The organism is Parabacteroides massiliensis, from assembly GCF_900155425.1.
GTDB classification, from domain to species: domain Bacteria; phylum Bacteroidota; class Bacteroidia; order Bacteroidales; family Tannerellaceae; genus Parabacteroides; species Parabacteroides massiliensis.
This window is the reverse complement of record NZ_LT700191.1, coordinates 1,341,963-1,362,910: the sequence shown is the minus strand read 5'-3', so window position 1 is coordinate 1,362,910 and position 20,948 is coordinate 1,341,963. Positions and strand designations below refer to the sequence as shown.

Sequence of the window (20,948 nt, the reverse complement as noted above, 5' to 3'; positions counted from 1 at the left end):
ATGGGAAAAATTCTCTCCCCCTATAAACAATTAAAGGCTGTCTCACGACAACCCCTAACCAACTTTGTTAACCTTAAATCTAATACTATTATGAAAAAACCACAGTGCAAAGATACAAGCTTAAGCCCGTTTGTCAAGCCTTCTACAGACAATATATGTTAAGCTCTGAAGGGCTTTGCGGTAAAAAGTGTTACAAAGGGCAAAACTTTATACAAAGGAATCAAATTCTGCTAAAATTAACATTTCAGATACTCTTTTTTAGAGAGAAAGACGCTCTTTCAGGAGCTTATAACCGGCATTGCTTGCCCGCAAACAAACTCCGTTTTTCAAACGGACCTGATAATTTTCTTTCCCGAACAGTTCCACTCGCAGAATTTGCTCGGTATTGACAATGCAAGAACGGTGAATCCGAACAAACAGCGCAGGCGGAAGATGTGTCTCAAAATATTTCATCGTCTGCTCCTTCACATACTGCCCGCCCGGAGTGAAAAGTGTCACATAATCGCCTCCGGCTTGCAGATATAACAGTTCTCCGAGATGGATGATATGAATACGGGAACCGTCTTTTACCGATACGCGATCCAAAAAAGTTTCATCCGCGGGAACGGCATCTTCTTGTACCTTATTTGCTTCGATTCCGGATATATCTTTAAGATCCGGTTCATTCGTCCGGTTCATCCGATACCATTGCAACAGGATAATCCAGCATAACACGCCAAAGACCAAGCGAAGGGAAACACTGTCCATAAAATCACCGCCACTTCTTTGTTCCAAAAGTACCTGCAGTTCAAAAGCCCCTGCCAGACTGATCGCCTGAACCAATACCGCCAATGCGATCTGGATCTGCAAGGCATGAATAGTCCCGTCAATGTACCCGTACAGGAAACCGGCGACAGCCAGTAACCCGACAGAGACCATTCCATCCAGACAAGCCATCCATATCTCCTCTCCTCCATAACAGAACAGAAGCCATGAATAAACCATCCAAACCACAACTGCCAGGGTAATCCCCACCACGCGATTGATGACCGACTCTATAAATGGATGTGTCTGCATAAATCAACTTTTAAACTCAATACCTCCGAAAGAGACTTTTCCCCTCACAATCAAAGCATGCTCCTTGTCTATCTCAACAGACGAATTATAGCGTTTGTCATCACATTCACCGATAAACGTATCGATCTGCGTCTGTAAATTCCAATCTGACGGCAAATAAATCTCGACTCCTCCAAAAGAACAGTCGATATCTATAAACGTTCTGGGAGCATCCAACTTGCTCCGCCTCAAATCCAGAACAGTTCCGCCAAACGCATTTCTAATCCGTGCTCCTCTGAACACCGGGTCCAGAACAATCTGCTGAACCGAACTAAAAGTGTTGTCCGATACGACAAAACCATCTTCAGAGTTATACACCTCTTTAGCATACTCCCCCCTCTTTTCATCCCAATGGCTATTAAAACGGTGACGGTCCGACTTAAAGAGAATCATGATTCCCACCAAAATAAACAGTACAGGCCAGAACCTTCCGCCCCATTCGCCTTCTATCCCGCTTATTTCCGGCAACAGGAAATAAACACCTATGGCAATCGTAATCACTCCCCCGAAGAAATGTCGTTTAATCAAATTGACAATACCGACTACAACCAGCAGCATCTGCCAGGAAACCAGGATGTGAAACAGATAAGAATCTATTATCCCGAAATTCCGCCCAAGAAACAATAATCCCACTATGATAAATACTGCCGCCGTTGCAACTGTATTCAACCTATTGTGGCCGGAATGACCACCATTGATAAAACCTCCCTGTTGATTTGTCCTCATACTCATATTTTTTTTGATTTGTAGCAAAACTACCGCTACACAACCGTTTACACAATAGAGAAACGGCCAGTCACTGCTAAATCCCGGCAAATAACGGAATACTCCCGACAAAAAAGCATTGATAGCCTCCCCAAAGATATTCATTCGAAATTTGCTTATGCCCTAAAATTTCATATATTTGCAATGTTCGGAGGAACTATTCGAGAAAATTCAAGTCGATTGAAATGAATCATCGAAAATCTAAAACAAACCATGAAGAAACATACAATATATCATCTACTATGCATAACACAACAAACCAAATGTCAAGAAGACATTTCCTTGCAACAACGGGGGCAATTGCTGGAACGGCCTTGCTCAATCCGTTATCTGATATAAAAGCGGAGCCGGCTGGCATTGCAAAGCCGGCTGGTAAAAAGCTCCGGATCGCACTTGTCGGGACAGGAGGCCGTGGAACATCCATGTGGGGAAGGGATATTTTGAAAAGTTACCCTGATTATATTGAATTCGTAGGTCTTTGCGATAAAAACGAAGGACGTGTTGAAACCGGTAAACGCATCATTGGTGCTTCCTGTCCTACTTATACCGATTTCGAGAAGATGATGAACGAGACAAAACCGGATGTATTGATTGTCACGACAATGGACAGCACACATCATCAATTCATTATCCGAGGAATGGAATTGGGCGCCGATATTATCACGGAAAAACCGATGACGACCGATGAAAAGAAAATCCAAGCGATTCTGGATGCTGAAAAACGGACGGGTAAGACATGCCGGGTCACATTCAATTACCGCTATTCTCCTCACCGGGCAAAAATATGGGAACTGCTTCGTGCCGGAGAAATCGGCGACATAACCTCCGTCGATTTCCACTGGTATCTGGATACTTCGCACGGAGCCGACTATTTCCGCCGCTGGCATAGGCTCGTTGAATGCAGCGGTTCGTTATGGGTGCACAAAGCCAGCCATCATTTCGACCTCCTGAACTGGTGGATCGACAGTGATCCCGAAAGTGTTTATGCGCTTGGAGATCTCAACCATTATGGAAAGAATGGAACCATACGGGCTGAGAATTGCCGTACATGCCCGCATACAGACAAATGCAAGTTCTTCTTTGACATCACCAAGAACAAGAACTACATGGAACTGTATGTGGCCAATGAAAAATATGACGGTTACCTGCGCGACGGTTGTGTGTTCAAAAAGGATGTAAACATCTTCGACAAGATGGCTGCAACGATCAAATATAAAAACGGCGTACAAGTAGCCTACTCGTTGACAACCTATTCTCCGTACGAAGGTTACCGGATTGCATTCAACGGAACAAAAGGGCGTTTGGAAGCCTGGATACAAGAATCCAAACCGACATCGGATGCCAATTATGACGAACTTGTTCTATTCAAGAATTTCAATAAGCGGCAATATATCCAGATCCCGTTCGGGACATCCGGACATGGTGGCGGGGACGCATTATTAAAAGACCAGATATTCCTGCCCAATATCGACGATCCGTTCCAACAATGTGCAAACACTCGTGACGGTGCTTTGGCCTGCCTGGTCGGAATCGCAGCCCGCAACAGCATAGCATCCGGACAACCGGTCAAAATTGCAGATTTAACTTCGATCCAACCACAGGAAAAGAAGTTGTATAAACGTATCTTATAAACATCCAAAGAGGAATTGAAACGACCCTGTTCCCACGCCTGACACAGGAACAGGGTCGTTTCAATCCTTCCTTTTACCCCATTTTGATTACTTTTACCCCCATGAACAAACTGATTCCATCTATCCTCTTCTTTCTGTCCTGTTGCTGTTTTGCAACAGGTCAGCATTCACACATACATTTCATTGAAAAACCAGACTCACAAAAGATAAGCATATACATAGACCAAACACTTTTTACAGAATTTCTTTACTCCGACACTTTATATAAACAAGTTCTTTATCCTATCTACACTGCATCCGGTACGGAAATCACTCGTGGCTACCCTATCCGCCCGAAAGCCGATGAACGGACAGACCATCCTCACCAGGTGGGATTATGGTTCAGCTTCGGAGACATCAACGGATTGGATTTCTGGAATAACTCGAATCGTATTCCCCATGATAAAAAAGAACATTACGGCATTATCCGGTTTACCGGCATCAAGAATATAAACGAGAAAGAAAACAAATTTACAGTCGAAGCAGATTGGACAAACCACAATGGATATATTCTACTGAAAGAAAAAACCACCTACGCATTCACCGGTAAGCCACACGAAAGAGGCATTCGGCGAACCACTACGCTGACCGCTTTCAAAGATTCTATTTTCATCACGGAAAATAAAGAAGGCTTACTCGGTATGCGTTTAGATCGAAACCTTGAAGCCGACATTTCCGGGATCTATCAGAACAAAGAAGGAGACACCGGTGACGATGTTTGGGGGAAACGTTCGGCTTGGGTTGTTTTGAACGGGGAAATAAAAGACGAGAAGATATCGATAGCCCTCATAGACCATCCTGAAAATCCCAATTATCCGGGTTGGTCGCATGCACGTGGATACGGCTTGTTTGCGATTAATAACTTAGGAGGACGGTGTTTCGATAAACAGGCGGAAAAAGTTCAAATCCTGCTAAAAAAGGAGGATTCCATCACTTTCACCTATCGAATTTTGATAAAAGACGGGGAGTTTCTTTCCAACCGGGAAATAGAGGCTCATACCGGAATGGGGAAAGGTTCCTGCACTACAGAAACCTCTATAAACAATTAAAGGCTGTCTCACGACAACCCCTAACCAACTTTGTTAACCTTAAATCTAATACTATTATGAAAAAACCACGATGCAAAGATACGGGCTTTTCCAAATCTGTCAATAGCTGAAGCATTAATTTATGTTGTAGAACATATAAGAAAAACTAATTCTCAAAAAAGTAAAGAAAATATGCAACTGTAACATCTCCCCGTTCGTCTATAAAAGAAAACAAACAAAAATATAACAAGACATGAAAACAAGAGTATTTTTCTTTATGACTTGTATCTGGCTACTGGCAACGAACGGATTTGCCCAGAATACAATAAAAGGAGACGGAAACATTATCACGAAAGAAATCTCCATATCCGATTATGATGAAATTTCATATGTGGGAAAAGTGAACATCGAATACGAGCAATCCAATGCATCCCCCTTTTTTAAGATAACGATAGACGAGAACATACTGTCCCACCTCGACATAAAAGTAAAAGGCAAGACATTGATCATACAACCTAAAGATGAAAAAAAATCTTTTAACGGAAAATCTTACGGGCTCAATCTCCAACCGACCGTATGCGAAATAAAGACCAACTCCCGTGAACTGAAAGAGATAAGTGCAGTAGGAGGTGGAGAGTTTGTCGCCAAAAGCCCTCTTAAAACCGACAAACTGGATATCAGTGTTGCCGGAAGCAGCACAATAAACTTCGATAAGCAGCTGGAAGCACGCAAGATCAAATTTAGCGTGGCAGGATCAGGAGATATCAACGCAACCAAGCTGAAAGTAGACAACATGGATTGCAGCGTGGCAGGCAGTGGTTCTATCTTGCTCAAAGGAGAGGCCGAAAGAGGGGATCTGAGCGTTGCCGGTGGCGGGGATATCAGCGCCTTCGGATGTATCATCCGGAAAGCGGAATGCAGTATAGCCGGTGGCGGAAACATTGAAGTACATGCATCCGAACAATTGGACGCCAGTATAGCCGGTGGTGGTCGCATACGATATGAAGGAGATCCCGAACTTAGTAAAAGTGTCGTAGGCGGAGGTTCGATCAAGAAGAATTAATAATTGCTTATTCACATGCATATCAGGCGGATGTCTGTATGTATGACGGATGTATATATGAATAGACCGGTCCGTATTGCAAACAGATATAAAATCAAAATATCTTTGTTATCTTTGTTCGCAAAACAAAAATCCTGCCTCTTGCCAAGGTTTTATCCGTGGAAAATGGATTGTCAAGTTAAACGGAACAGAGTCATAAATATATGCAACAACAACCTACATTTTCAATCATAACGATTACCTATAATGCTGTGCGTCTGGTGGAACAGACGTTATTGAACGTGTTAAGCCAGTCCTATCCGAACATCGAATATATCGTGATAGACGGTGGTTCGACGGATGGGACGGTGGATATTATCAAACAATATGAGTCGGGGCTTGCTTACTGGGTAAGCGAACCGGACAAAGGGATATACGACGCCATGAACAAGGGGCTTCAAAAGGCGACGGGCGATTATGTCTGGTTTATCAATGCCGGTGATTCTCTCTGTTCTTCTGATACAGTCCAATCAATCGTTTCCAAACTACAGAGGAGGAAGACCTTGCCGGATATCATCTATGGGGAGACGAACATCGTGGACGAAGAAAGGCGGTCGTTGGGACTGCGCCGTCTCAGAGCTCCGCGAAAGCTCTCGTGGAAGAGTTTTAGGATGGGGATGTTGGTTTGCCACCAATCGTTCATACCCAAACGTACGATTGCCCCGTCATACGATTTACAGTATCGCTATTCGGCCGATTTCGACTGGTGTATCCGCTGCATGAAACAGGCCCGTTCGTTTTGCAATACGCATCTCACCCTGTCCGACTTTCTGGACGGCGGAACGAGCACGACGCAAAGAAAAGCATCCTTGCGAGAGAGATATGCGATTATGTGCAAATATTATGGTACTTTTGTTACGGTTTTGCTCCACGGGTGGTTCGCCATCCGTTTCTATGCGGCAAAATGCCTGAAAGGGCGGGTTTGAGAGAGTATGAATTTTAATGAGACATATATGAAGGATTTGCTAAAGCAGTGGGGAAAACACGTTGTTGCCCTGATCTTGTTTTTGGGACTGGTGATGGCCTATTTTTCACCGGCGGTGTTTGATGGGAAAGTGATCATGCAAGGCGATAACATCAAGGCGACCGGAATGGGGTCAAGCCAGATGGATCAATACGCCAAGACGGCACAGCCGGGTGAGTTCAGCGTCTGGTCGGATGCGATGTTCGGAGGGATGCCGTATGTGACAGGATACGGCCAGGCCGTGCCGAGTATGCCTTCTTATTCTATTGTGGATAGTTGGTTGAAAAAGGTGGGATATGGCGATGCAGCTATGGTTTTTACCGGGTTGGTGTGTTTCTACCTGCTGATGTGCGTCATGGGAGTAAACTGGTGGCTTGCGATTGCCGGGGCGTTCGCTTTTGCATTCGCGTCCTATAATATCATTATTATCGAGGCGGGACATATCGTGAAAGCCTATGTGATTGGTTATATGCCGGTGACGTTGGCCGGTATGGCATTGCTTTTCAGGCGCTCTTATCTGTGGGGTGCCGTCTTGTTCCTGTTGGGGGTAGCTTTATCTTTAGCAAACGGGCATATCCAGATCACCTATTATCTGGTACTGCTTTGCCTGCTGATCTATGTAGGATATGCTATCAAAAAGATCAGAGAAAAAGCGTATGGCGAATGGTTGAAGACTTCCTTGATTATGGCCGCTTGCGTCATATTGGCCGTATTGCCTAACGCGCAGGGAATGTACTCCAATTGGGATTTAGGACAGCACTCCATCCGTGGCGCTTCGGAGCTGACACCGAAACCGGATGCTTCGGGAAAAGTGGAGAAGGCTTCCACCGGTCTGGATAAGGATTATGCTTTTCAATGGAGTTACGGCTGGAAAGAGTTGATGACCGTTCTCGTACCGAATGTATATGGTGGCGGTTCGGGAGGCACGTTAGACAGCTCTTCCGAGCTATACAAAGAGCTGAAGAAAAACGGAGCCCAGGTAGGGAAAGAAGTACAAACCTATACCTATTGGGGAGATAAGATATTCACTTCCGGGCCGGTCTATTTCGGGGCTTTGGTCTGCTTCCTGTTCGTCCTGGGGATGTTCGTGATCCGGAACCCGATGAAATGGTGGCTGTTGGCTGGATCGGTGTTCCTGACATTCCTTGCGTTGGGACGTAATTTCGATTCTTTCAACGACCTGATGTTCCATTATCTGCCTTTGTACAATAAGTTCCGTACGGTCGAGATGGCGTTGGTGATACCGGGACTGGTGTTCCCGATCGTCGCCATTTGGGGGTTGCGGGAGATTTTGGCTGAAAAAGTAGAAGAAACTCGTTTGAGAAAAGGATTCTTTTGGGCTCTGGGATTGACCGGAGGCCTTTGTGTGATCCTTTGGCTGATGCCCTCCTTGCTGTTGGATTTCCGGTCTGCATATGATGCGCAGTTCCAGAACCAAGTTCCGGAGTGGTATTACACGGCCTTGTTGATGGACCGTGCTTCATTAGCTTCGGCCGATGCGTTGCGTTCTTTAGTCTTCATCCTGTTGGGAGCCGGGTTGCTTGTCTGGTTCTGGAAGGCGAAGAACAAGAAGACTGCGGCGACTTTCGTAAGTGCAGGGGTGGCGGTACTTATTTTGATCGATCTCTGGACGGTGGACCGCCGTTATCTGGATGACAGTAATTTCGTCAAGCAGAAGCCGGTGGAGATGTATAAGGAAACGGTTGCCGACAAGACGATTTTGCAAGATACGGGATCGACTTTCCGTGTGTTGAACATCAATAACCCGTGGCAGGAAACAAACACTTCCTACTATCATCATTCTATCGGAGGGTATCATGCCGTCAAGTTGCGTCGTTACCAGGAGCTGATCGACCATCGGCTGGACAGTGAGTTGCGTGGAATTATCGGTGCTTTGCAGAAGGCACAGACGGCCGAAGACGTGATGTCTGCGTTGGCAGCCTGTCCTTCATTGAATATGCTGAATACCCGCTATATCATCTATAACCCCGAACAGCAGCCGTTGAAGAATCCGTATGCATTCGGGAATGCCTGGTTTGTGGACAAGCTGGACATGGTGGATAATGCGGATGCCGAGATAGATGCCTTGAATACAATCGATCCGCGAGAAACGGCGGTTGTGGACAAACGTTTCCAAAAAGAGCTGGAAGGATTTGTCCCGCAGAAAGATTCAACCGCAACGATCGTGTTGGAAGAATACCGTCCGAACCGTCTGACCTATAAGAGTAAAGCGGATAAAGAGCAGTTGGCTGTCTTCTCCGAAGTCTATTACCAGCCGGGATGGAAGGCAACGGTCGACGGCAAAGAAGTGCCTCATTTCCGTGCAGACTGGATTTTGCGCGGTATGCGTGTGCCGGCAGGCGAACATACGATCGTATTCGAATTCCGTCCGTCCGGTTATGTGACGGCTGCATATGTTTCTACCTACAGCTCGTTCCTAATCCTCTTATTGCTGATTGCTGCGATCGGTTGGTCGGGATGGAAATATTGGAAAAGGAATAAAGAATAATCTCGTAGGGGAGCGTGTCTCCCCCTTTATCACAATTTTTCAGTCACGGATTACACGGATAAATTTGCTTTCTTTCCGTGTGATCCGTGCCTGAATTATGTCAATCCACTCTATTTGTAAAACGTCTTCTGGAATGCTGAAAATTCCTCTTTCTTCAGAACCAGCCTGTTCCAGGCGGCATCCAAAAATCCGCAACCGTATCCTAACAGCTGTATAAAAGAGGCGATGATCGACAAGAAACCGATTTTGATGCTCTTATTCTGAATCGAAGAATCCACAAAAATCAGTAAGCAGAAAAGTCCGAGCGGCAATAAACTCCAAGCGCAGAAGAGGCTTCCTACCAGGAAGAAGAATACTCCTAAAGTAAAAACAGCCGGCAATAGATGCACCAGTTTAAGCGAGTCCGGATATCTCTTGTACAGGTTGATACGGGCGATGCCGGAGTTATAAACCTGGCGGAAAAACTTGCGCCAGTCCGTACGCCTTTTGTGATATACCCAAGCCGAGGGGAACAGGCAAACTTTGTAGCCATTCTTGAACAGGCGGATACTGAAATCGATGTCTTCCCCGAAACGCATGGGAGAAAAACCTCCTAACGCTTCGTATGTACTTTTCCGGATCCCCATGTTGAAACTGCGAGGGTAAAACTTATCCATCTTCTTTTTACCGCCACGAATACCGCCTGTCGTAAAGAAGGAGGTCATGGAGTAGTTGATGGCCTTCTGCACGTCCGTAAAGCTGTCAGAGGCTTTGTCCGGCCCTCCGAAAGCGTCCGCCCCGGTTTCCTCCAGTTCATTGTTTACCGATTTGATATAGCCGGGAGGCAAGATGCAATCCGAATCGAGAACGATCAGGTAATCGCCTTTGCTCTGTTTTGCTCCGTAATTGCGAGCATTGCCCGGACCGCCGTTCGGAATATAGAAATAGGAAACATCCAGCTTATCCTTGAAAGTCTCGACCACCTGTTGGCAAGTTTCCTTCGAGCCGTCTTCAACGATGACGACTTCGAAGTTTGTTTCACTCTGCCGCGTAAGACTGTCCAACAATTCTTCCACCTCGTTGGGGCGGTTGTAGACAGGAATGATAAGGGATAAATGAGGTGTTACCATATTCTAATCAATAAGTTTTATGCAAACATACATATATCTTTGCTTATAATGAATCAATGATTGATATAGATGATCTTTTTTCAACAAGGAACATATTTAATCCTTTCTTTTCCATTTACGGGAATTTCTTTCAAAGCAACTTCTTGTATAAAGCAATATATTGCCTTGCAACCACTTCCTCCGTATAATTGTCCCGAACTTTCTTCACACAAGCATCCGAAAGAGCTTGTCGATCTTCATGCTCCAAAACCCACCGGATACCACAGGCAAGATCGCCGGCATCTTTATAGTTGGCAACATAACCATTCACACGATGATCGATCATCTCCGGAATCCCACCTGTTGCAAATCCGACACAAGGAGTTCCGCATGCCATCGACTCCATGATCGTGTTTGGGAGATTATCTTCCAATGAAGGAATAACAAATAAGTCAGCACAAGAATAAGCTGTAACCATTGTTGAAGTATCTGAAATATATCCCAAAGAATTTACCTTAAAAGGCAACGCCTGACACAGTTCTTCCGATCCATTTCCCATTAAAACGATTTCTATTTTACCAGCATAGTATTGTTTTAAAATAGAACAAGCCTCTATTAAATAAGCAGCCCCTTTCCGCCTATCCGACAACTTGGCAGCAGCAAATAATAGTAATAACTTGTCTTTAGGCAACTGAAATCGTTCTCTCGAATCATTCTTCATTATCGGTTTAAAAACAGAAGTATCTATCGGATTTGGTATTGATGTAAACGAGGCTCCTTCCAATAGAGAACTTTTTTGTGCCATCTCTGTAATCCATTTGCTACAACCGACAAAATGAATTCTATTCAATCCTATTTGCCTTTTTTTATTATATGTCCAACTCGCCAAATCAAAAAGAGGTTTGGATACTTGCAATGGGCACCTGCTACATTTTAATTGATACTTCTTACACCCATCAGGATAATGACATATAGCTGTTGCAGGCCAAAGATCATGAAGTGTCCAAACAAAAGGCTTGCCAGAATCTATCAATCTTTCTAAGTCGGACACGGAAAGAAACCCCTGATTAATCCAATGAAGATGGATAATATCAACTCCTTTTATCAAAGGATGTCCGGACAGATCCGTTCCTGTATTGGCGATGGAAACCGCAAACAGATTCTTACGGTTTAAATGGTTACATAAAAAAATAATCAACCGCTCCCAATAAAATCGGAAACGGTTCAACCATGTGTCTTCCCGGACAAGCTTATCAACCTGCATCCCGGCCTGCTTTAAAGCCTTACTTAAACGTCCGGCAGCCACAGCTGCACCTCCGGTACGTTCGGATGTGTTTAAGATGACAATTTTCATTTTCCAAACTTTACATTCCAATATCCATTTTTGCGTGCACCCACCCTCTCTATAGCTCCTTTGTCTTTCAGATGCTTTATTATCTTACGTACATATTGCTCCGTCAATACTAAACGAATAGCCAAATCCGACTGACGGACATGAGGATCCGAACAAATCAAATCATACACATTCTGTTCTATTTCTGTAAGCTCATTTATCCGCTCATTTATCCGCTCATTTATCCGCTCATTTATCCGCTCATTTATCCGCTCATGAGAAAAAGTCAGGTATAAAAAACCCATTTTATATTCATAAACAGGAGCAGATAAACCTTCCGCCTTACATTTATCCATAATCCGCTGCGTTCCTCGTCCCCAACTTTCAATAAAACCAGCTTTATAAAAAATATCCGCAATCAACTTATTATACGGTCTTGATGGATGAGATCTGGATAAATCATCTATTGTAATATCCTGTAAACGAGCTTCATTCCCAATCACCAATTTATCATCATAAATTCGTATTTGGATTTCAGAAGAAACAAAATATTCACGATGAATAATCGCATTCAACAACGCTTCTCGTAGTGCCTCATACGGATAAACCAACTTCTCCCTCCGGTAAATACCTTCATACGATATATAGCTCAGCAGATACTTCGTACGCAATATATCCAGTGTCCGATCAACTTGCTGAATCAAGTTACCTTCCACTATATCCGTTGTCAATACTTCCGTATCAGAAAGGAATTTTCCGATTTTAATACGAGCCTGCAAAACATATTTCTGCACATTCTTACCAAACAAGACCACAGCAGCTCTTTTAAAACGACCACCAACTATTAAATTCAATCGTTCCATCAAAACCAACATATCGGTCTCCTTCTCAATTGAAGGCACACGATCTTTTGCCAAGGTCTTAAACCGTTCTACCGTTTCCAAATCAATCTCATCTGCAGTAAAACCCTCTTCCACCATGCTTTCCCAAGTTAACCCCATCTTAGCAGAAAGGAACATATTCAACTGGTTTCCTTGCAATTCAGATGTAACACTCCCACTCCGGACATAATACTTCCCATGAACCGATATCGGCATAGCTGACGGTTGAAGTTCGATCGCAACGTATTCCTTTCCGTTCGTTTCACACAATCGGACGACAGGCATGATTCCCGTCTTTTGAGCAATAAAATTCGGAAGCTTTTCTATTAACACCTCAACCCTTTCCACTCCCACAACTCTTCCTTTGTCATCAATGCCGATATACAATGTACCACCATTTGTATTACAGAAAGCAGAAACATAACGAACATATTCGTCACGCCAGGATTCTTTAAATTCAATGAGTTGATTTTCTTTCATAGGAAAATTTATCTAAGATTAACGACCATTTCGCCAAATATATCATCAGAGAAGTTTAAATTCATACTATCCAAGAGATAATGACCTTCAAACTTTATGATATACATTACCATCTGCGATCTTCCTCAAAAAAACATAGTCAATAATATTCACTGCAAAGTAATGGCCATAATAAAGCTCTTATCTTCAACACTATATTATCTTTAGTCTTCGCATAAAATATTTCATTCCGTCTTTTGAAACATATCCGACTTGCTTTCAGCATTGAAGAGAACGATCCCTCAAACATACATTGAGAAAACAAAAGTGCATCTTTTACCAATTCATCCTGTATATTAGGATCAAAAGCAGATAAAAGATTGCCCATTACTGAAAAATGCATTCTAATCTTATCCCTCTTTTGAAAATATCCTATTATTCCACTACATATATAATTGAAGACATTAAAGATCGATCTATTGTAGTTTTTAGGTTTTGAATAAGAAAAGGCGTTGTTGTGCCTCCGATGAAGATTCAATATTTCCGGACAAACCACAATTCCTCCATACAGATTAGCAGCTAATGCAAGCAAGAGATCATACACTACATAATCAGTCTTGGGAATATGAGACAAAACAGATCTTTTAAACAGCATAGCATGTCCAGGAATAACGGGATAAAACAGCAAACGGAACACATTTGTGTTAGGTACACGACATTCAGCATAAGCTTCCACCCCATCACCAAAAGATCTACTTAAAGAAAAACACAAAGCATAATCTTTCAAACAGGCCATTTGTTTTTCAATCTTTGCCAGTTCCCAAATATCATCCTGATCAGATATTGCAATATAGTCTCCAGAAGCTTTTGCAAGAGCAACCATAAAATTAGGGTGCACTCCTAAACGTTTCGAATTTACAAACAAATGAATATTATCATATCGAATCATATATTCTTTTATTATATCAACAGTTTTATCTGTTGATAGATCATCATTAATGATGATCTCATAAATTGGGTATGTTTGTTGTAAAATAGAATCTAATTGCTGCCTAATATACTTCTCACCGTTATAAGTACACATGACAACCGAAACCTTCTCTATAACATCCATATACTAATTACTTATTTTTTTAAGATATACAAACTCATCATAAAGATGAAACATATCCATCTGTCATTATAAAACGTTCCCAATACTATGCCAATATTTTTTTGATTTTCTTCCAAAGCCTATGTGCCCATGTATATTTCAACCATTTTGCAATTAGCCCACCATTAATCTTATCTTGGAATCTTCGATGATTTTGAAGTAATTCTTCGTTATATCCATTAAATGGAATAAACTTCGTTGGTTGATTTCTCGTATCCAACTCTGGTTTTGCCCACCAAACATTTTTATTACCACAATGTTCACCAGTCCCATCAAATCCCCAATTTTGAGTTTTGGAGACAACAGGAAAGACTGAACACATATTGTGTTGAAACATGTGATAATAAACACGTAAATCTCCTGCTACAATTTCTTTTCGAGAATCTGCTTGTAAAATGCCTTTGATATAAAAACCAATAGAAGTAAACGCTTTATACTTCTTTGGATCTTTTTTCAATTCAGAATATCGATCAAAATAATCATGATTTACCGATTCCCAACGATCTTTCCAAGTGGCAATCCCCCATGGAGAATTACATGGATAGAAATAAACATCTTCATCATATCCTTTAGGTAATAAAAAAGGAGCTTTAAAACCGCAAATTGAAAAAATCCGCTTTTCATCCTTATAAAACACTAAAGCTTCATTCATATATTGAAGAAAATCAGAAGAAACAACAATGTCATCTTCAAGAGAAATAAATGAATCATAAATTTGCAATACATCATGAAATGCTGTTAAAATCGATTTATGTCCCCCCAGATTTACTTCACGAAATACAGGATAAACTCTCTTAAACCCTGAAATACTCTTAATATAAGCCCTAACCTCATTAATTTGTGAGGCATGCTCTTGTTTATATGCCGCATCTGAAATCACAAATAAATCACTATAACGAGCCAATTTATTCTGTTGCAAAGATTTAATACATCTTTTTAAATGATCCAGACGATCATAAACACTTATTATAATTGGAGCACATTCCATTATGCAATATTTATAATTAAAACTTATTCATAATACATTTAATTTCAAATCTCTTTTATCATAAAAAAACGTTCATCCGAATCATTATCTACTATTTTAAATCCACAATTACAATAACTCTTAATAGCATAAATATTACTTTTTAACACTTCGAGTTTCACTAACATACATCCGTTTAAATAGACTCTACGTTCTAAAAAAACATACATTTTCTTAAATAGACCTAGGCCTTTATAACCATCTAGCAAACTTACATGAGTAATATAACATAAAGGAGGTCTATTCATATAAAAAGCTATCATACCAATTAATTTTCCTGTTAGAGTTCTACAAGTTACAAAATCAGCCAAATCTGATATTTTTTTCGCTCGATTCTCCAAAAAATGATCTTCTTTGAAATCAGGAAAATCATTAGTTGTTAAAACAAAGAAATCTAAAACATCTTTCAGATCTAATCGTTCATTCTTGATAACAAATCTATCCATATGCCCCACTCTTTATACCAAATTTTAAACAAGTTTTAAAATCACATTAAAAGAAAGGCTGGGCATCAAGTGAGATCAATGCATTTAAGAGCTTTCTCGATGAATTTCAAGTACATTTTCCTACTTAACAATAAACATCTCAATATATAAGAAGCTCTTTCTTTTACCTCAAACTTTAACATCACTAACCCTGCATTTATGACTTATTTCTCTACAATTACTCGAACAAAATTATCCATATTACAAATCATATCAAGCATCTGTTTTGTATCTTCATACTTAATAATCAAAGTTCCTAATGCATCTTGCGCATCCCGAAATTTATGAACTTGATCTCCTTTTTTTATATCTGTAACAAATTCCACCAAATTATTCTTCTTAAAACCGTCTTCAAAAACAGTACCGACATATTTACCTGTCTCATTTGCATGAACCATATAATTAGACCAACAGCCTTTGGGAACCCTCATATGAAGATCACTACAGTCTTCCCCCATAGCAGCCTTTATAACATAAGTTACCAAATTTACTCCTGTTGTATATTCTGTAATTTGGGGTATTAAACTTCCTCCACTTCGAGCACCTAATTCCAATATATATATATTATCATTCTTATCTACAATAGCTTCTACATTATATGCTGTAGATTTCATTCCTAAAAGAGATATCAATCTTTGCAAATCAGAATGTAAACGAGAAACTATTGAATCATCCATCAAAAATGGCCAACATTCCCCTAAAGGAGCAAAATCCTTACTTACTTTACTACTATAATATTCATTTCCAAAACAATGAAAAACTAATTTTCCCTCAACACTAAAAGCATCCCCAGATATTTGATACCCCTTCTTCTCTATAAACTCTTCAATTAAAAAACGTTTATCACGAGAATAACTTAAGGCATCATCCACAAATGCCTTCAACTGGGATACATCTGTCATTTTATTAATGCCCTTACTCCCTGATGAGTCAACAGGTTTAATCATAACCGGTAACTTAAAATTATCTACCATAGACAAAGCTTCTTCATAAGAACTAAAGCCCTGTGCTTTAGGAACAGTAAAACCATTATCTGCTAAAAATCTTCTGAATAGATCCTTTTTGGATAAGATCTCTACAGATCTATATGGACTTGTCGGCAATCCCAATTTTTCACAAACATAAGCAGCCGTTGGTGCAGCCGGATCAGAGGCATACGCAACGATGCCATCTACTTGTAATCTTTTTGCTAATTCTAAAACTGCATTTTTATCAGTCGTACTAACATTATAATATTCATGTGCATATCTATGTCCTGGATTATTCGGCAAATAATCACAAGATATAACATAATATCCTAAACGAACAGCCTCTTTTATTGCGTATACCTGATAAAGAGAACCACCAAGCATTAATACTTTTTTCATAAAAAAAATTGGTTTATAAAAGTTTGTATTCTTTTTATACCTTCCTGAATTTTATCTTCTTTCAAAGTAAAAGCCATACGGACATAATTATCACAACTCCTTCCATATGTTATTCCAGGAACAACAGCAACATGAACAGTTTTTAGTAAAGCAATAGCGAATTCTTCCGACTTCATTCCTGTTCCAGAAATATCAACCATTAAATAGAAAGTAGCCTCAGGAGTCTCACAAGATAGTTTTGAAATTTTATTTATGCCTTTAACTAGAATATTTCTACGTTTAGTAAAAATATTTACCATATTTGCAGAATAATCGTCCTTTCCACTTAATGCTTCAATTGCTGCATATTGGGATGGTAAAGGTGCACAGGCTGCAACATTCTCTTGCAATTTTGTCATAGCAGCAATCACTTCTGAAGGAGCTAAAACGTAACCGATACGCCACCCTGTCATACAGAATTCCTTTGAAAGACTATTCACTAATATAGTCCTTTCACGCATTCCTTCTATATTTACAATACTTTTAAATTTAGAATCACCATAAATCAAACATTTGTAAACTTCATCCGAAATAATGACTAAATCATATTGTTTAGCTAAAGTTGCCAATGCTTCAATTTTCTCAACAGGAATTATCTTTCCCGATGGATTAGATGGAGTATTGATTATTATAACTTTAGTTTTATCTGTTATTGCTTTTTCTACATCCTCGACCTTAAACCCCAGTTTTTCTCCATCAGGATTATCAACTATAATCGGTTTTGCATGGCACATTTGTACCATTTGCTCATAATTCACATAATAAGGAGCAGGTATTATTACTTCATCTCCTGGATTTAAAAGAGAAAGCAAAGAAAGATAAAGACCCTCCATTGCTCCCACTGTTACAATTATCTCATCCAAAGGATTATAATCTATATGCTCTTTTCTTTTACAATATTGACTAATAACCTCACGAAGTTCTAATAGTCCTGCATTTTGAGAATAACGAGTTCTACCTTCTTGAATAGCTCTACATCCTGCATCCTTTATAGCCTGATGAGGAGGAATATCCGGATCACCTAAGGTAAAATCAACAACATCGTCATAAGCTTTTGCCAAATTAAACAGATGTCTTGTCAGAGAAGGTTTTATTGATTGTGTTATATTTGATAAATGCATATTTTCATACTTTATTAGAATCTATAATATTACTCAAAACTCTTTCTATATCAGCCTGATTCAAATTATGGTGCATAGGTAGACAAATCACCTCATCAGCCATTTTATATGCAATAGGCAAATTCTCTTTTCGAGAAGACTCCAAGCCTTTATATGTTGAGAATGTACTAATCAATGGATAAAAATACCGTCTACCATATACTCCTACTGATTTCATTTTCTCATATAAAGCATCTCTACTCATTCCATATTCATGTTCAGAAACAAAAATAGGGAAATATGAATAATTATGTTTTACACCGAAATTATCATCCAAATAGCGTATTCCACAAACACCTTTCAATGTTTCCCGATAACGTATAGCTACTTGATGACGCTTCTCTATAGCCTCATCCACATACTTCAAACTCAACAACCCATACGCAGAACGAAGTTCATCCATCTTACCATTAATACCAGGAGCAACAACCGTTGTTTCATTGGCAAAACCGAAGTTTTTAATGTAATCAATACGTTGTTTAGTCTGTGCATCATGACAAATCAAAGCACCCCCTTCTATTGTATTATACACTTTAGTAGCATGGAAACTTAATGTTGCCATATCTCCGGCATTAATGATAGAGACACCATCTTTTTCTACTCCAAAAGCATGGGCTGCATCATAAATAACCTTTAACCCATAGATGTCTGCTATTTCTTGGATACGTTCTATATTGCAAGGCTGTCCATAAACATGAACTGGCATAATAGCAGTTGTTTTTGGAGTTATAGCAGCTTCTATTTTCTCTGGATCCATATTTCCTGTTAAAGGGTCGACATCTACAAATACAGGCTTAATGCCATTCCACCAAAGGGCATGTGTTGTCGCAACAAAACTATATGGAGTTGTTATAACTTCTCCCGTAATTCGCATTGCCTGCAAAGCACATATCAATGGCAAAGTACCATTTGTGAACAGACTAATATAAGGGACTTTCAAATACTCACAAAGAGCTTTTTCCAATTCTTGATGATAAAATCCATTATTGGTAAGCCACTTACGCCTCCAGATATCTTCCAAATAAGGAGTAAACTCTTCTAAGGGAGGAAGAAGAGGGGATGTTACTGTTATTACTTTATTCATAATCGTATTCTTTTTAGCCGATCAAGTAAGCCATATCCTTTTTCTATTAAAAATGTTGTAGCCCAAGGTGTAGTTCGACTTAGTTCCTTACGATAACGACGTGCGAATCCATAATCAACAAGACGAATAGCGTCACTTTTTTCTTGATTAAAAATATTTTCAAAAAAATCTCTTAACTTTTTATCATATACATTCTTAATGTTCTCATAGGCAAACCATTTTTGGCGCAATTTAGATATATAGAGAGAATCATCCTTATCCAGTTGGATAATATAATCTATAGAACTTTGAACAGAATCAAAGTCCCTAATATGTATACACGAATACATATTAAAATCCTTATCCACATAAGGATCTCCATAGTATATGGGCATAGAATTTACAATCATTGGTTCTATTATCTTTTCAGTAGTATATCCTGAAGCCACAGAATTTTCTATTGCAATAGTAAACTTATAATTTTTTATAAAGTCTAATTTATTGGGGACTCTATAGCCTATATTATTTAAGAAAGCCCCACCTGAATCAACTCTCTTATATTTAGATATTTCCTTATAGAATTTTTCTCTAATAGGGTCAGCCCATCCAGAATTAGAATAAACAAAATTACAGAATTTTCTTTTACATAATTTTTCATCTATATTTTTATCTTCCATATCGTTTAATTCATTCCAAGAATAAATTAACCATAATGGGAATCTTAAATATCGATCTTCCAACGAAAGATAATAAAAACCTATACCATAATCGTATATATTAAAATCTGGAATTAAATTTTCTGCTGTATAATATATTTTTATGCAGTTTGAATATTTCCAATGTTTATAACCGAAACTTGAACAGAACAAATAATCCGGCTCATCACTGACAATTAGATGATAATATTTAGACAAATAATTATATATGAAAAATTTTTTATAATCAAAGTCCGGCCAAAAATCCACAAAACCTATTTTAATCGTTCGCATGCCCATTTCTTTATCTTTCTACAAAATCTTTTAAATGAATATCTATATTTCAACTTTATTTTTTTATCCCGTAAGGCCCATATAGGATTTTCAACACTTTCACATATAAAAGAATACGGAAATATCTCAACATCTCGAATTTTAGACATAATAGAAAAGACACTCTGATCATGCCTGTTCTCTATAAATCCATCTAAATTAGGACTAACAGACGGTGTATCATCTATTAAAGAAAAATGGTCAAAAACAGCTAACCATTTCTCCACAAATTCAATATTTATCGGATCTTTACGAATAAAAAATGTCGTTGCTGCTCTTTGAGGAGATTCTACAATTTCTTTAATATCTCGGACATTAAAAAAATCCAATAAATCTCCCTTTGTATAATATTTTTCTAAACAATCTATGGTAAGTTCAGAAACTAACAACCCAGAAGGACTCTCAGATGTTCTATTTACAAAAAGTTCAAAGATCTCATTCCCTTTTGAATTAATCCAACATCCGGCATCCATATAGAGAAGAATTGCTCCATCCGGTATTTTTTTTAATGTTTCCAATATAACATAAGGTTTCCAAACCCAATAACCGAAACCACGGCCTCCTTTTATCAATTGCTCTCTGAACTTTTTTAAAAACAGATCACCTAACAAATGTTCATCATACAAAAATACTTCCTTAAAAAATAATGAAGCCTCTGCTTGCCTTCTTACTCTTTCCAATGTAGGAGACATTCTTGAGTCTGCAAATGAACATAGATATACATTTTTCATC

Annotated in this window: 18 protein-coding genes; 5 read left to right on the top strand and 13 right to left on the bottom strand. The window is 39.6% G+C overall.

The features are described 5' to 3' along the window. Positions 1-258 precede the first annotated feature (258 nt). Complete coding sequence (locus tag BQ9893_RS16660; RefSeq protein WP_075966974.1) at positions 259-1,056, bottom strand: LytR/AlgR family response regulator transcription factor; 798 nt, start codon at positions 1,054-1,056, stop codon at positions 259-261. A 3-nt stretch (positions 1,057-1,059) separates the two neighbouring features. Beyond that, positions 1,060-1,821, bottom strand: a complete 762-nt coding sequence (locus BQ9893_RS16655; RefSeq protein WP_075967420.1) for a LiaF transmembrane domain-containing protein — start codon at positions 1,819-1,821, stop codon at positions 1,060-1,062. Positions 1,822-2,102: 281 nt separating this feature from the next. On the opposite strand from BQ9893_RS16655, the gene BQ9893_RS16650 reads away from it, so the two are divergent. From BQ9893_RS16650 to BQ9893_RS16630, 5 genes are all read left to right on the top strand, one after another. Beyond that, positions 2,103-3,491 carry a Gfo/Idh/MocA family protein gene (locus BQ9893_RS16650; RefSeq protein ID WP_075966973.1) on the top strand — a complete coding sequence of 463 codons (1,389 nt, stop codon included), beginning with the start codon at positions 2,103-2,105 and terminating at the stop codon, positions 3,489-3,491. Positions 3,492-3,592: 101 nt separating this feature from the next. Then, positions 3,593-4,579 (top strand): DUF6807 domain-containing protein, encoded by a 987-nt coding sequence (locus BQ9893_RS16645; protein WP_075967419.1) that lies wholly within the window; start codon positions 3,593-3,595, stop codon positions 4,577-4,579. 232 nt (positions 4,580-4,811) lie between these two features. Then, a complete protein-coding gene (locus tag BQ9893_RS16640; RefSeq protein ID WP_075966972.1) occupies positions 4,812-5,621 on the top strand; it encodes a head GIN domain-containing protein in 810 nt (269 codons plus the stop codon). 203 nt (positions 5,622-5,824) lie between these two features. After that, complete coding sequence (locus BQ9893_RS16635; protein ID WP_075966971.1) at positions 5,825-6,586, top strand: glycosyltransferase family 2 protein; 762 nt, start codon at positions 5,825-5,827, stop codon at positions 6,584-6,586. A 27-nt stretch (positions 6,587-6,613) separates the two neighbouring features. Then, the gene (locus tag BQ9893_RS16630; protein WP_075967418.1) at positions 6,614-9,133 is read left to right on the top strand and encodes a YfhO family protein; all 2,520 of its coding nucleotides are present in this window, start codon (positions 6,614-6,616) and stop codon (positions 9,131-9,133) included. 110 nt (positions 9,134-9,243) lie between these two features. Here BQ9893_RS16630 and BQ9893_RS16625 read toward each other — a convergent pair whose 3' ends face one another. The 11 genes from BQ9893_RS16625 to BQ9893_RS16575 form a co-directional block, all read right to left on the bottom strand. Then, positions 9,244-10,242, bottom strand: coding sequence for a glycosyltransferase family 2 protein (locus BQ9893_RS16625; RefSeq protein ID WP_075966970.1), 999 nt, complete (start codon positions 10,240-10,242; stop codon positions 9,244-9,246). 130 nt (positions 10,243-10,372) lie between these two features. Beyond that, entirely contained in the window at positions 10,373-11,575 is a 1,203-nt protein-coding gene (locus BQ9893_RS16620; protein ID WP_075966969.1) for a glycosyltransferase, read from the bottom strand. Next, positions 11,572-12,915 (bottom strand): ATP-binding protein, encoded by a 1,344-nt coding sequence (locus BQ9893_RS16615; RefSeq protein WP_075966968.1) that lies wholly within the window; start codon positions 12,913-12,915, stop codon positions 11,572-11,574. The genes BQ9893_RS16620 and BQ9893_RS16615 overlap by 4 nt, the downstream gene beginning before the upstream one ends. A 139-nt stretch (positions 12,916-13,054) precedes the next feature. Then, positions 13,055-14,008, bottom strand: a complete 954-nt coding sequence (locus tag BQ9893_RS16610; protein ID WP_075966967.1) for a glycosyltransferase — start codon at positions 14,006-14,008, stop codon at positions 13,055-13,057. A gap of 85 nt (positions 14,009-14,093) precedes the next feature. Next, the gene (locus BQ9893_RS16605) at positions 14,094-15,035 is read right to left on the bottom strand and encodes a glycosyltransferase family A protein (protein WP_075966966.1); all 942 of its coding nucleotides are present in this window, start codon (positions 15,033-15,035) and stop codon (positions 14,094-14,096) included. Positions 15,036-15,079: 44 nt separating this feature from the next. Beyond that, a complete protein-coding gene (locus tag BQ9893_RS16600; protein WP_075966965.1) occupies positions 15,080-15,520 on the bottom strand; it encodes a GNAT family N-acetyltransferase in 441 nt (146 codons plus the stop codon). A gap of 203 nt (positions 15,521-15,723) precedes the next feature. Then, positions 15,724-16,926, bottom strand: coding sequence for an ATP-grasp domain-containing protein (locus BQ9893_RS16595; RefSeq protein WP_075966964.1), 1,203 nt, complete (start codon positions 16,924-16,926; stop codon positions 15,724-15,726). After that, on the bottom strand, positions 16,923-18,086 hold the full coding sequence (locus BQ9893_RS16590; protein WP_075966963.1) for a pyridoxal phosphate-dependent aminotransferase: 1,164 nt from the start codon (positions 18,084-18,086) through the stop codon (positions 16,923-16,925). The genes BQ9893_RS16595 and BQ9893_RS16590 overlap by 4 nt, the downstream gene beginning before the upstream one ends. Positions 18,087-18,090: 4 nt before the next feature. Further along, positions 18,091-19,209, bottom strand: a complete 1,119-nt coding sequence (locus tag BQ9893_RS16585) for a DegT/DnrJ/EryC1/StrS family aminotransferase (RefSeq protein ID WP_075966962.1) — start codon at positions 19,207-19,209, stop codon at positions 18,091-18,093. Then, a complete protein-coding gene (locus BQ9893_RS16580) occupies positions 19,206-20,177 on the bottom strand; it encodes a glycosyltransferase family 10 domain-containing protein (protein WP_075967417.1) in 972 nt (323 codons plus the stop codon). The genes BQ9893_RS16585 and BQ9893_RS16580 overlap by 4 nt, the downstream gene beginning before the upstream one ends. Continuing rightward, positions 20,159-20,947 (bottom strand): hypothetical protein, encoded by a 789-nt coding sequence (locus BQ9893_RS16575; protein WP_139322617.1) that lies wholly within the window; start codon positions 20,945-20,947, stop codon positions 20,159-20,161. The genes BQ9893_RS16580 and BQ9893_RS16575 overlap by 19 nt, the downstream gene beginning before the upstream one ends. Position 20,948: the final 1 nt, after the last annotated feature.